The sequence below is a fragment of the Pedobacter sp. KBS0701 genome (genome assembly GCF_005938645.2).
Lineage (GTDB): Bacteria > Bacteroidota > Bacteroidia > Sphingobacteriales > Sphingobacteriaceae > Pedobacter.
In genome coordinates this window covers 5,313,836-5,327,387 of the sequence record NZ_CP042171.1, presented here as the reverse complement: position 1 = coordinate 5,327,387, position 13,552 = coordinate 5,313,836, and the positions used below count along the sequence as shown (strand labels likewise).

General features: G+C 41.4%; 10 protein-coding genes. 7 read left to right on the top strand and 3 right to left on the bottom strand.

Annotation, left to right across the window (positions count from 1 at the left end; all coding sequences use genetic code 11):
- Window positions 1-195: 195 nt before the first annotated feature.
- The 3 genes from FFJ24_RS21475 to FFJ24_RS21465 all read right to left on the bottom strand — a co-directional run bounded on the left by FFJ24_RS21475 (window position 196) and on the right by FFJ24_RS21465 (window position 2,704).
- Window positions 196-1,161, bottom strand: a complete 966-nt coding sequence (locus FFJ24_RS21475) for a toprim domain-containing protein (protein ID WP_138819199.1) — start codon at window positions 1,159-1,161, stop codon at window positions 196-198.
- A 311-nt stretch (window positions 1,162-1,472) separates the two neighbouring features.
- Window positions 1,473-2,348, bottom strand: a complete 876-nt coding sequence (locus tag FFJ24_RS21470; RefSeq protein WP_138819198.1) for an RteC domain-containing protein — start codon at window positions 2,346-2,348, stop codon at window positions 1,473-1,475.
- 86 nt (window positions 2,349-2,434) lie between these two features.
- Window positions 2,435-2,704, bottom strand: coding sequence for a helix-turn-helix transcriptional regulator (locus FFJ24_RS21465; protein WP_138819197.1), 270 nt, complete (start codon window positions 2,702-2,704; stop codon window positions 2,435-2,437).
- A gap of 108 nt (window positions 2,705-2,812) precedes the next feature.
- On the opposite strand from FFJ24_RS21465, the gene FFJ24_RS26820 reads away from it, so the two are divergent.
- The 7 genes from FFJ24_RS26820 (at window position 2,813) to FFJ24_RS21430 (ending at window position 13,551) form a co-directional block, all read left to right on the top strand.
- On the top strand, window positions 2,813-3,028 hold the full coding sequence (locus tag FFJ24_RS26820; RefSeq protein WP_138819196.1) for a DNA-directed RNA polymerase subunit alpha C-terminal domain-containing protein: 216 nt from the start codon (window positions 2,813-2,815) through the stop codon (window positions 3,026-3,028).
- Window positions 3,029-3,184: 156 nt separating this feature from the next.
- A complete protein-coding gene (locus FFJ24_RS21455) occupies window positions 3,185-3,763 on the top strand; it encodes an RNA polymerase sigma factor (RefSeq protein WP_138819195.1) in 579 nt (192 codons plus the stop codon).
- Between the two features lie 193 nt (window positions 3,764-3,956).
- Window positions 3,957-5,096: a FecR family protein gene (locus tag FFJ24_RS21450; protein ID WP_138819194.1), complete on the top strand. Its 1,140-nt coding sequence runs from the start codon at window positions 3,957-3,959 to the stop codon at window positions 5,094-5,096.
- 182 nt (window positions 5,097-5,278) lie between these two features.
- Window positions 5,279-8,719, top strand: coding sequence for a SusC/RagA family TonB-linked outer membrane protein (locus FFJ24_RS21445; RefSeq protein WP_138819193.1), 3,441 nt, complete (start codon window positions 5,279-5,281; stop codon window positions 8,717-8,719).
- Window positions 8,720-8,738: 19 nt separating this feature from the next.
- Complete coding sequence (locus FFJ24_RS21440; RefSeq protein WP_138819192.1) at window positions 8,739-10,217, top strand: RagB/SusD family nutrient uptake outer membrane protein; 1,479 nt, start codon at window positions 8,739-8,741, stop codon at window positions 10,215-10,217.
- A 7-nt stretch (window positions 10,218-10,224) separates the two neighbouring features.
- A complete protein-coding gene (locus FFJ24_RS21435) occupies window positions 10,225-10,947 on the top strand; it encodes a DUF4397 domain-containing protein (protein ID WP_138819191.1) in 723 nt (240 codons plus the stop codon).
- Between the two features lie 54 nt (window positions 10,948-11,001).
- Window positions 11,002-13,551 (top strand): S9 family peptidase, encoded by a 2,550-nt coding sequence (locus tag FFJ24_RS21430; protein ID WP_138819190.1) that lies wholly within the window; start codon window positions 11,002-11,004, stop codon window positions 13,549-13,551.
- The last annotated feature ends 1 nt before the right edge of the window (window position 13,552 follow it).

The window sequence follows — 13,552 nt, the reverse complement described above, 5'->3', positions numbered from 1 at the left end:
ATTGAAAAGCAATCCCGCAAAAACAGACGATATCTAGATAATAACAGATGCCCAGATATCTGGTTATGCGGATATGCACAGATATTTAGGAGTATAGCAATCCGTAAATAGCTAGACCCATCAATATGTCCGAAAATGAGCATATCCAGATATTGAGATATGCTGGCATATTCGCATAGCTAAATATTCGGATAGCTACCTGCGCATCTGGTAGGAGCTTTTTGCAACATCGATTTGCGCAGCGAAATTATTAGCGGTTCGGATGGCGGAGAGTTCCGACATCAGTTTTTCGTTATAGTCTTTAAAGCCCTGATAGGCTTTCGAGCAGTCCTTGGCCATCGGCAGGGCAGCCCTAAAATCACAGCTTGCCTTGATCCCTGCGTTATCCAGGTCAAAATAGGTTTCGATGTATTCGAATTTCCTTGCCCTGTTGATGCCCGCAGGCAAAAGGGAAAGGGAGTTCAGGACCAGGACGCTCGGAGCGGCTTCCTCGTTTTCAAACCTCCAGCTGAGGTAATCCATATAGCCCTCGAACACCACCAGCTCATCGGGGTTGCCCTTTATAAAGCTTAGGCCCTTGTGGCCAAGGCAGCCCTGGAAATATTTGTTCCTCACTTCCCATCCCTCGTTCTCGTTCGGCCAGCCTGCGGCAAAGAAATCCTTCCGGGTTGCCTTATCATCTAAAACGAAATAATAAAGTTCGCTGAGGTGCCCATCCGCCATGCCCCAGATGCCGCGGTTCTGCAGGTAAGAGGTAATGGCATAATTGTTCCCCAAGGGCCTTACCGATTCTATCTTATAGTTCGGCAGGCGCACCGGACGGCGCGGTCTAGTATTCCTTGCAACCGGATCAGGAACTTTCCCTCCAATGGTCTGGACAATTTTTCCCAGGGCTTCTACATAGGATACCGGATGCCAATAGGAAATGGCAAGGTCAATAAGGTTGCCTCCCCGGATGCCTGAACCGTTCGGGCCGCCATGGTCAAACCAGACACCGAGCCCATCGTTCACCGTCAGCGACGCAGTCCTTTCCTCCCTTAGCATGCTCAGGAAAAAATGCTCACCGCCCGACTGCCTGACCGGATGGTGCCCGAGGCGGTCCAGGAAATCCAAAATGGAAGTGCCGGCCATGAGATTTCCGGCATCGATAAATTGCTTCATAAATAATTAATAAGTGAATCCCTATTAAATGCAAAAGGGGGCATCGCCCCCTTAGCAGGCCCTAAATAGCACGGTATCTTCCCCGCTACAAATGGCCTCTATATTGTTTCGGAACTACCCGCGTCGGATCCTACGATCCGGACCTTTCGGTCTGCCAATGCGCTTTCAGCTCGGGGCTCTCACCTCCGCCTTCGCAAAATTTCCGCTGCTTGGGCGGATAATGTTTCGTTCCCAGATGTCAAAGATCTAACAGATACTGGGAGCAAAATTCTCAATCGCCAAAGCGGGGGAATGACAACATATAAATAGTGTTAACGATTTTTGTCGGACGGGTTGCCCGGTCTTGGTACCGGTGGCCTGTAGCGGTCCTTGTCGGTAATGCGTCGCTCTATTTCAGCGCGCATGGCGTCAAGGTAAAAGGTATGGCTGTCAGACTTGCGCCGGGATATTTCCACGAACCTGCGGTAGGCAACGCCAAGGTCAATGTTGAAGCAGATCTCCAGAGAAGAGATGATATCAGAGATTTCGGCCTTCCCAAAATCCACCGAGCCCATGAAATAAATTCCATAGGCCAGCTCTACCAGCTTGATCTTGTCATCGGTCCATGTTCGCCGGGATGCAGAACGAATTTCGCTTAATATAGTTCCCGCATCGCTGGCATAGGTAGCCCTTAGCCTTATGATGATAAACTCCTGCAGACGCTCGTAGGCCATGATCTTGGCAAAGGTGTAATCCTGGTTGGTGGAAAAGTCCGAAAGCTGGAACATCGGCTGGTCCAGCGCCGGAACAAAGTTCGCCCGGAGAAAAAATTCATCATCCTTTGAACTTTCCCCTGCCAGATAATATTGGTACACAAACGCATGCTGGTCAAAGAAGCGTTTGATAAAGGACAACTCCTGTAAGTAATAGTCCCTTGCCATGTGCTCGGTTCCGATACACAGGCCCTTTAAGATGTTCTGCCGTTCCACCAGAAAGATGTACCACTGGTAGAAACGGGGTTTGATGGATTTGAAAAATTCGATTTCCTCATGTTCGCTAAATCCTTCTGCGCAAACATGGGCATGAAGAAGACGCATTGTCTTGGATACAATGCCCAGCGATGTAGATAAATGTTCGGGAAAGCCGTCGGTACCGGCCAGCTCCAGTTCCATTGAAGCGGAAAGCTCCCCAATATAAACTCTGTCCATATATACTTTGGTTTAAACTTGATTGGCGGCAAGTCTAAAAAATCAAGTATCTGGGAGTCTTGAATTAGCTAAAAAAAGAAAAAAGATTACTTGGCCTCGAAACCCTCACTGAAAAACTCTTCCAGTGTCATATCGAAAACCGAGACGATTTGGAGCAGGCTGGTGAAACGTAGGTCTTTCCCGTTTTCGAAACGTCCCCATTGCGATCTGTCGATATCGTGCTCATATGCAAACTTATCGTAATTGGTATAGCCCCTGGAGATGCGAAGCGAACGGATTCTGGCGCCCAGTTTCTTCAGATATTCATCCGAAGGCAAAGCATGTTTTTTGTGGGATAAGTCTATTCCTCTGGGCATAAGTCAAAATAAATTAACAGCCCGTATATAAACCACTGCATAAATCCAACTTGTATATATACAACTTTATACGAATAGTGTTACCTTTGGGTTCAAACAAATCACAGGTTGACAGAATTAGCACATAAGACAATCAGCAGTTTGGATCTGAGCGATTCGATCAAGGACGTATTGATCAAATCCGGCTACAACTATCTACACGATGTACTGGAAAAATCTCCCGAGGAGCTTATGGAAATCCCAGGTCTTACGTTCGCCCACATTTCCGAGTACAAAAAATATATCATTGTTAAGGGACTTCAGCACCTGCAAAAGGATTTTTAGACTAGCGCAGCCCATTGCGCCAATAACTTTCCAATCCTAGATGTTCTGAATTGAGCTCATCGATTTTCTTTCTAAAGAATATATTTATATAATTGCTGTCGAATAATTTATTAAATTAGACTGAACGGTTTTCCCAGCTGAAATCACGTTTGCAGTATGTTGATCTATAGTACCCATAAGGACACTGAACTGTATGCCCTGTTAAAACAAGGTGATAGAAAGGCCTATGTGGAAATATTTGAGAGGTACTACAAGCTGCTGATCGCCTATGCCGATAAAAAGCTGCAGAACAGACAGGAGGCCGAAGACGTAGTCCAGGAAGTCTATATCAATCTTTGGAAACGCCACGAATCCATCAACATCGAAACCTCCCTTGCAAGCTACCTCTACCGCGCGGTGAGGTATGAGATCCTAAACATCTTCACCCATCAGAAAGTGGCCGATAGATACCTTCAATCACTGGACCCTTACGCAAAGGAGTTCAGCGAACAGGCGGACTATCGCGTCAGGGAAAAAGAGATCATGGAAACCATTAATCGCCAGGTCGACCAGTTGCCCACCAAGATGAGGGAAGTGTTCCTTCTTTCCCGCAGGGAAAACATGAGCCATCGGGAAATTGCAGAAGTGCTCGGAACTACCGAGGAAAACGTAAGCCGCCATATCACCCGCGCGCTAAAAGTACTGCGAACCAAACTGGGACTTTTCCTTTACCTATATATGCTATTTCGCTTTTAGTCCGCGAACAGCCATATCTGTGCTAAATAAGCATAAAACTCTTTCGACAATTTGGAATCTGAATAATTTGATGGTAAATTAAACCATTGAATAACAGGTGTTTAAAATTATTTTAAAATTTTTTGTACAGTAAGCCATCAGAAGATTGGCATAGATACAAATAGCGGTAAAAAAGCAGCTTAAAGATTCCAGAATGAAGGATGCATCAAAACTTTTAGAAAAGCTAAAAAACGGCACAGCCACCCCAAAAGAACGGGAACTGCTGGACCGCTGGTTGCACGAGCTCGGAGGCAATGAGCCGGTGACATATAGCGAAGACGAGTATGAGCAGATCATGGCACGTGGGCGCGAGGCCCTCAAACCATATTTGCAGCAAGAACAGCAAGAAAAGAAAACAAGGCTTTGGCCAAAGATTGCCGTTGCTGCCTCTATTGCGTTGGCAATTGCCACCGGAGGTTATTTCTACCAGCAGAACAGGAACAAGACCGAACAGCAGTTCGCAATGAACGATATCGAACCTGGAAGGACCGCCGCTACCCTTACCCTTTCCAGCGGAAAGAAAATCTATATCGCGGATGCCAGAAGTGGAAAAGTTGCAGAAGAGAGCGGGGTTACCATCACTAAGAATGAAAAAGGTGAACTGGTTTACGTCATATCGGAAGGCAAAAACGAGCCTGGCAAAATACAGACACTAACTACATACCTTGGAGAAACCCAGGCACTGGTACTTCCCGATGGAAGTAAGGTGTGGCTAAATGCACTTTCCTCATTGAAATACCCTACATCGTTTGCCTCATCTAAAAACCGAAATGTGGAACTTACTGGAGAAGGATATTTTGAAATAGCAAAGGACAGAGAGCATCCTTTCATCGTTTCAACCGATAGACAAAGTGTAGAGGTTCTTGGAACACATTTTAATATCAACACCTATTCAGATGAACCCGCGGTAAGAACCACTTTGCTCGAGGGTTCAGTTAAAGTTTCCCTGGCGGGCGGACCTTCAAGGGTATTAAAGCCAGGAGAACAGTCGCAGGTTTCTCCATCACAGAAGATTTCAGTTTCAGAGGTCGACACCGATGATATAATAGCGTGGAAAGAAGGTTTCTTTGTATTCGAGGATGAAAACCTGGTTGACGTAATGAGGCAGCTCTCCCGCTGGTACAAGGTAGAAGTAGAATATAGCAGCGAAGCCCTAAAGTTCAATAAGTTTTCGGGATCTATATCTCGTTACTCCAAGGCTTCGCAGGTACTGGGCAAGCTCGGAAAAACAGGCTCCGTTAGTTTCAGGCTAGAGGGCAAAAAAATAATCGTAGAAAACAGATCTAAACAATAATAACAACCAAAACCAAACCAAACAAACATGAAAGAGAAAAAGAAATCAGGACCATAGCCAAATTGGATATGTCCTACAAAAAAATAACCGGAAGTGCTTGCAACACCACCGGTCAAATGTCTGGTAGGCCGATAACAATTGCGTGAAACAATTTATTTAATGACTCAATACCAAACAAACGAATGTACAGAAAATCTACAAGATTTTGGTGCAGCTATAATTCCTGCATCCAAAAAATGCTATTGATAATGAAGCTGGCCACAATATTTCTCATCGCCTCGATCGTGCACGTCAGTGCGGCATCGATGGCTCAACAGGTAACCCTAAAAAAGGACAACCTTTCGTATAAACAACTTTTTAAAGAAATCCGTAAACAGACCGGCTATTCCATTTTATGGGAGGCCGATAAGTTTAACGCGAATGAGAAGATTTCGGTTAACTTTTTTAACGCAAGTTTAAAAAAGGTCTTTGATGACATTTTAAATGATAAGGGTTTTCCATATCTTATAGAGGAAACAACCATTATTATTCAGAATCCCAGTCAAGAAAAATCCAAAAATTCCTCAATTGAAAAAAATCTTGCAATTGTTGATGTTTCTGGAAAGGTGGTGGATGAAAACGGCGCGCCTTTAGGTGGAGCAAATGTTGTTGTTAAAACTTCCAAGAAAGGTATAAACGCAAAAACCGATGGTACTTTTACCATTATTGGGATTGAAGAGGGTACAACGTTAGTAGTATCGTTTTTGGGATATGAACCCAAAGAGATTAGAGCAGCTAAAGAATTGGGCATTGTCAGACTAGCCCCTGCTACAAACAAACTTGATCAGGTTCAAATACAGGCTTATACTCGAACTTCTAGACGATTGAGTACCGCAAATATATCATCTGTAGGTAAAGATGAAATAGAAAAACAACCGATAAATAATCCAATTTTAGCACTACAAGGTAGGGTGACGGGGGTCGAAATTTCGCAGGTAAATGGGGCTGCAGGTAGCACAGTTAAAGTGAAGATTCAGGGTACAAATAGCTTAAGAGGCGGCACAGATCCGTTTTATGTAGTTGACGGGGTTCCTTTTAATTCCGCACTTCTACGGACGGGACAAAATACAGCAGTATGGGGAGAGCCAGACGGCGCGATTACAAGTTTTAGCAGGGTAGAAAATTTGTCAACTCCAGGAGCAGGAAGTCCTTTAGCTTACCTTAATCCAAATGATATTGAAAGTATCGAAGTACTTAAGGACGCTGATGCAACGGCAATCTATGGAAGCCGTGCAGCTAATGGAGCAATCATTATAACTACGAAACGGGGGGGTATGGGCCCCTTATCAGTAAGCCTCAATTTACGAAGTGGTTCGAATAAAATTGTACGTCGCGTTGAGTTGGCTAATACTGACCAACTTCTTGCAGCCAAATGGGAAGGTATCAGGAATGGTAATATTAATACTGCCACGACGAATAGTTTTCGTACGGCATATGCTATAAACGGTACTTGGGATCCTAACGCCAATACCGATTGGCAAGAAGAATTTTTAGGGAAATCCGTGTATAATGGTAATGCGCAACTGGATGTTTCTGGGGGAACTTCCACAACTAATTACCGTATCGGCCTTGGATATAACCGCCAAACTGCAATTTTTTCTCAGGGAAACGCAAATCGGTCGGTTTCGTTAAGTACCGCTTTTAATACTGCATCCCTCAATCAGCGATTGAAGTTACAATTGAGTGTAAATTACTTGACGAACCGCAATAGACTACCAGCAATCAGTATAAACGAGTTGTTATTAAGACGAGATCCCAATGCGCCTGCATTGCTCAATTCCGATGGCTCCATCAACTGGGGTCCGGTAGGTCCGACAGGAGTTTCTTCGAATAAAATTAATAACCCTATTGCGCTGTTAGCTAACCATTTTGGTGTGGATGTAACTAACCTCTCGGGAAATATTGGATTGAGTTATAATGTTTTGGATGGGCTTGATATTAAGGTTTCCGGAGGATACAATATGATGCGGAGCGATCTATTAACAACCTCAACGCTTGCACAATTCGCGCCTGAAGATAGGGCTAACAATAGGCGCTCTGGGCTTTTTGGTCTTAATAGTGGAAACAGCTTTTCAGTAGAGCCTCAAATTGGATATCGAAAACAGTTTGGTATACACAAACTAAACCTTTTGATCGGTGGTAGTTTACAGCAAAGTTTGAGCAATGGTAAGGAATTACAGATTAGCGGACAACCAAGCGATAATCTGATAGTAAATGCTTCGGCTGGAATTCCGGGCTTTATCACCCAAATTGCCAACGAATACAAATATAATGCAATTTTTGCGAGGTCTGAATACAACTATGCAGACAAATATCTTTTGAATTTGACTGTGCGCAACGATGCCAGTAGCCGCTTTGGTCCAGATAACAGCACGCATGCTTTTTGGTCGATAGGTACAGGTTGGATATTTAGTGAGGAAACTTGGTTTAAAGAACATGTAGGTTTTTTAAGCTTCGGAAAATTTAAGGGTAGTTACGGCACCACAGGTAGTGACCAAATCGGTGACTATACTTTTATGGATCTGTTTGATATTTCTAGAGAAGTTGAGGTCCCTTACCATAATATCGGCTCATTAACAATTCTGGGGTTAACCAATAACAAGCTGCAATGGGAATTAACAAAAAAAATTAATTTGGGTATTGAGTTAGGTCTTCTTAAGGATAGACTCAATATTTCTTTGAATTACGCAATAAATAAAAGCAGTAATTTGCTTCAACAAACGGTTCTGCCTTCTATAGTAGGCTTTAACAATGTCTATATCAATTTTCCGGGAGTTGTACAGAATGTTAGTAAGGAGTTGACCCTAAGTTCTACGAATGTCAAAACAAGAAATTTTTTATGGAATAGTAGTATCAATTTTACCTTTCCAAAAAATAAACTATTATCTTTCCCGGCTTACGATGATTTATTAAGTCCTGTTACATCCGCGCTTGAGGTCGGGCAACCTTTAAATTCATTTTATACTTTAAAATTTTCAGGTGTAGATCCTCTTACAGGCCGTTTTGTTAGTGAGGATGCCAATGGTAATCCAACCGTTAACACGAATAATGGTGGTGATTTTCGAGTAGGTCTTGACAAAAAGGTTTTACAAAACCTTTACCCAACTTTAATGGGTGGCATGCAACAAAGTTTCAGCTATGGAAACTTTAATGCTAGTTTCTCATTCAGTTTCAAAAAACAACTCATAGCTAGATATCTTGGGGTATCCGTTAACAATTATCCTGGGACACTTTCAAACAACAATAACATTACAACTGCATTTCTTGAACTTAAAAGATGGCAAAATCCGGGCGATATAGCCACAATGGCCAAAATCGTAAATGGTCTAATACCGCCAGGTAACTACTTAAACTCAGATGCTAATTATGTCGACGGCAGTTATATAAGGTTGCAGAATGTAGCGCTTTCCTGGCAATTACCAGAAAGCTGGGCAAGTAAAATAAGGATGAAGAGCTGTAGCATTAGCTTACAAGCGCAAAATTTGGCCACAATAACAGGATATAGTGGATTAGATCCCGAGAGCGGTCCGACAGCATTACCTCCGGTAAGAACAATAGTCGCTGGTTTGCAAGCCAGATTTTAAAAATTTTAAACTAGTAAATATGAAAAATAAAATCAAATATGCTATCATATTATATTTAAGCACATTTGTGCTTAGCTCTTGCCGGAAATGGACGGAAATTGATCCGCCCGTTACCAAAATATCATCAGAAGTCGTATTCGCTTCAAGTGAAACAGCGATAGCTTTCGTCAATGGTATCTATGCTGAAATGGGATTATCGAATGGTACTCTTGGAATATCAACCATTGGAGGTCTCAGTGCGGATGAGCTTTCCTACTACAATCCATCTGTACCGGGTCTCTATGCGTCATTATATACAAATAATATTCAATCAAATCAAGGCTCCAGTATCGTATTTTGGCAGCAACTCTATAGTAATGTGTACAAAACTAATGTTGCAATTTCAAAATTATCTACCGCGAAAACTTACGAAGAAGATCCTACAAAGTCGTCGTTAACAAGCGCTGTAAAAAAACAATTAATAGGTGAAGCCAAGTTTTTAAGGGCATTCTTCTATTTTTATCTAGTACAGTTTTATGGTGATGTTCCTTTGATTACGTCTGATGATTATCGTATTAACGCAAAAGCATCGAAAGCACCTAAGGAATTGATTTACCAACAAATGATTAAGGACCTGATTGAAGCCCAGGCCGAGCTTAATCCGGCATACACAGAGGCAGATGCTGTAACGATTAAGACCATAGGATATAGAATCAAACCTAACAGTTGGGTCGCAAAAGCATTACTAGCTAGGATTTACCTTTATCATGGTGATTATTCATTGGCTGAACAACTATCAGCAGAAGTCATCGCTAATAAGACTATGTATGAATTGAAAACATCATTGGATGATGTTTTTTTGGCGAGTTTGACTACCAATGCATCAGCCGTAAATTCTGAGGCAATTTGGCAACTACAACCTACTGTTGCCGGCTGGAATACAGATGAAGCTAGAACGCTAATCCTTACAACGGCTCCTAATGTATCCTATCCATTTTATTTGAATCCACTTATTCTAACAGCTTTCGAACCTGGCGATAAACGTAGGACAAGCTGGATACGCACTTTAAGTATTGGTACAGATATCTATTATTATCCCTATAAATACCGCGCAATTTCTTCTCCACCAGTAACTGAATACAGCATGGTGATGCGACTTGCCGAACAATATTTAATCTGCGCAGAGGCCCGTGCACAGTTAAATCGAATCGCCGGAGATAGTGGTGCTGGGATGATGCTCAACGTTATCCGAAATCGTGCCGGACTATCAGGTACTAGTGCAACAACGAAAAGCGAGATGTTGGATGCAATCATAAAAGAGAGAAGAGTGGAACTTTTTACCGAATGGGGGCACCGATGGTTTGACTTAAAGCGAACGGGAACCGTAGACAAAGTTATGAAGGATGTTACACCCCTTAAAGGTGGAAGTGATTGGCAATCTTACCAGCAATATTACCCTCTTCCAGCCACCGATATTTCCAATAATCCAAACCTTAAACAGAATGAGGGATATAAATAACAGTAGTATGAAAAAGTATCTAAACAAAACATTTTTTGCCTTTGCTGTAATTTTCTTGACAGTATCTGGTTGTAAAGAAGATCCAATAGAAATAACGCCAATTGCCTCATTGAACGTGTCAAACGTAGTAATAGGAGGTAATATAGTAAGACTTAATGATTATCTACGTGATAGTTGCTCAGTAATGAATTATTATTTTTTTACACTAAAGGCTGGCAATTCAATGCCACTGAAATTGTATGCAAGCAGTACACCTAATGCTCCTTACTTTAATGAAAATAAAGATATTGAAAGCGGCGGACTCTATTCGCTTTTCTTAGGAGGAACACCGTTTGCTCCAGAGTCTGTCTGGGTAAAAGATAATATTCAACCCTATCCTACTGAAGACGTGATCCGGATTCGGTTGGTTAATATGTCACCAAACAGTTCGGCGTTAAGTCTAACAATTGGAAACGCCCCTACAGTAAATATCTTTTCCGGAGTTGTGTATAAGCAGGTGACAGAATTTAGTACACAGTCATTTCCAGCAATACTCCCACCAAGTGGCAATATATTCCAAATTAGAGACGTATCAGGTAACTTACTTGCAAGTTACACTATGCCGGCAACGGGTACGATTAGTCAACAATTCTCAAGAAGGCGAAACTTGACTTTAGTTGTGAAAGGTTTGATTGGGGGAAACGGAAGCAACGCATTTGGTATTCTTCCTGTTGCGAATTATTTGAACTAGACACCTTAAAAAATCTCTGGTGGCCATGCTGTCAGAGATAAAAACAAAACACAGATGAAACAATTATTATTGATACTGCTAGTTTGCAGTGTGGGGACAGTTTTTGCTCAAAGGCCTGATATTAAACGTTTAACTGTTTTTGAGGATATTGAGGAATCTGGCACTATTGGACGTCAGGCTCAAGTTAGCGACGATGGTAAATATATAGCGTATTGGGTTCAAAACGAACCTAAGGGGAGTTATACATTGATTGTCGCAAGTACTAATGGCAGTTGGCAGAAAAAGCTTCCTGGGTATATGTTAGTTGGTAGATCAACCCGATTTATATCAAATAATCGTTTTTTATATGGCGATAATAGAGGAATGTTTGAAATTGCTCTTCCTGAGGGTAAAATAACAAAATCTAAAGAACAGTTTTTTGACGAATATTTGGCACCAGCAATAATTAGAAAAATAGAAAATGGCGGTAAGACTACTATCGAACGTTATGATTTTGTCAAAAGAACGTATCTTAAAGTTATTGACGATGTTCAATTACAAATTGATAGAAAGCTTAAAATTTCTGATGCCGATATTTTGCCTAGTGGAAATTTCGTATTGCGCCTGACGAGGGTTCACACTCAGGTAACAAATGATAAGCCTCTAGTTAATGCCGCGAAAGTCGATATCTGGAGTTATACCGATATTCGTTTACAATCGGAGCAAAAAGTCAGGCCTGAAGAACCAGAGATAATTATAACGGCGTTATTTTATCCGAAAACTGGTAGGATCGATTTATTGGATGACGAAAAATATACCTCTGTGAGAGCCGGAAATTCGGAAGTTTGGTTGCTCGCTCGAAAAGACTCAGAATTAAAGCTCTGGAGTCATTGGAAACGTCCCGATTTTTACTATCATTATGATTACGCAATTTCTACTATCGACGGTAAGCGAAAGAGGTTAACCGAGTTAGACAGCATTTCTCCTAAAAACAGCTTCTCTGCGACGCCTGACGGAAATAACATTGGCTATTTTAACCTCCTAAACGGGTCTTATTATAGTTATGAAGTAGGCAGTGCTAAGACTCGGAATTTGACTGATTCAAGTACTGGTTTTTCGGCAGAACAGAGAAATAATTCAAGCCAACCGTCAGAATTTAAGTATCGGTCCTTGAACAAATTTGATAGCAATTCTCCCCATATTATCGCATATGATGAATTTGATATATGGGAATTTGACTTAACAGGTAAACGTAAAACAAAGTGTTTAACCAATCACTATGGACGAAAAAACGGCGTTGTACTGCAATTATTGGGTGGTAATGTGATTTATTGGAATAGTAAAGAAGTATTACTTTCCGGAGTAGGTAAAACAACAAAATTTAATGGTTTTTTCTCTTTCAATTTGGAACACGGATCCATACCAAAGAAAATCATGTACGACAATGTTCTATCATACATGCCTAACTCAGGCGGCCAATTTGGATTAGCTAGAGATGTGCCTATAAAAGCTAAAAGTGCTCAGGTAATTATAACCACATTACAAACGACATCCTCTTCTCCAAACTGGTATGCACTTACAGCAAAAGGAATTAAGCAACTCAGTTTTGTAACACCAGAGGCAAAAAATAGGATGACCTCTGAGTTAATAAAATGGAAAAATAAAGCTGGAGATTCTCTTCAGGGAATTCTTTATAAACCTTCGATATTTGATGCTACTAAGAAATATCCTGTAATCCTCAACTATTATGAAACTGTTTCTAATGAACTTAATCTTTTTCTTCAACCACGACTTTTCAACGGAGATATTAATATTCCGCTACTAGTTAGCAAGGGATATTTGGTTTTTCGTCCTGACATTTTGTACAAAACAGGACATGCGGGACAGAGCGCATTAGATTGCATTACTTCTGGCACAGATGAATTGTGTAAGCGGCAATATGTAAATTCTGAAAAAATCGGACTTGCCGGTCACAGTTTTGGTGGTTTTGAAACTTTATTTACGATAACTCACTCTAACCGATATAAAGCTGCGCTGGCTGCTGCGCCGCCAACGAATCAGATCAGCAGGTATAATACTATTTTTCCTGGTTTAGGCGGAGCTAATGCTTTCCATATTAGGGCAGAAACAGCTCAGGCAGGCACTGCAAGTTCGCTCTGGGAACGACCTGATATATTTATTGAAAATTCACCGATTTTCAATGCAGATAAAATTCAAACGCCTCTATTACTCATGCATAATAAAGAAGATAGAAATGTCTTTTATAGTCAAGGCCTTGAATTCTTTCTTTCGATGTACCGCATGGGTAAACCGGCTTGGTTGCTGGAATACGAAAACGAAACACATTTATTAAGTAATCGAAATAATCAGAGAGATTACACAATTAGAGTAATGCAATTCTTTGATCACTATCTTAAAGATGCGGATGCTCCTAAATGGATGCTGGATGGAGTAGCTTTTAGAGATAAAGGCATTAAGCAGGGTTATGAACTTGACAATACAGGAAGAAAGCCTGGGCCAAGTCCATCGATTGATACTAGAGAATACGGAAAAATAGACGAATACTCAAGAATACCGCTCGTAATAAAATTAAATAAACTTTTAGAAACTTGTTTGGATAAATAAT

Coding starts and splice junctions, on each gene's coding strand:
- FFJ24_RS21475 (WP_138819199.1), bottom strand. CDS start 1,161: ATGAAGCAATTTATCGATGCCGGAAATCTCATGGCCGGCACTTCCATT.
- FFJ24_RS21470 (WP_138819198.1), bottom strand. CDS start 2,348: ATGGACAGAGTTTATATTGGGGAGCTTTCCGCTTCAATGGAACTGGAG.
- FFJ24_RS21465 (WP_138819197.1), bottom strand. CDS start 2,704: ATGCCCAGAGGAATAGACTTATCCCACAAAAAACATGCTTTGCCTTCG.
- FFJ24_RS21455 (WP_138819195.1), top strand. CDS start 3,185: ATGTTGATCTATAGTACCCATAAGGACACTGAACTGTATGCCCTGTTA.
- FFJ24_RS21450 (WP_138819194.1), top strand. CDS start 3,957: ATGAAGGATGCATCAAAACTTTTAGAAAAGCTAAAAAACGGCACAGCC.
- FFJ24_RS21445 (WP_138819193.1), top strand. CDS start 5,279: ATGTACAGAAAATCTACAAGATTTTGGTGCAGCTATAATTCCTGCATC.
- FFJ24_RS21440 (WP_138819192.1), top strand. CDS start 8,739: ATGAAAAATAAAATCAAATATGCTATCATATTATATTTAAGCACATTT.
- FFJ24_RS21435 (WP_138819191.1), top strand. CDS start 10,225: ATGAAAAAGTATCTAAACAAAACATTTTTTGCCTTTGCTGTAATTTTC.
- FFJ24_RS21430 (WP_138819190.1), top strand. CDS start 11,002: ATGAAACAATTATTATTGATACTGCTAGTTTGCAGTGTGGGGACAGTT.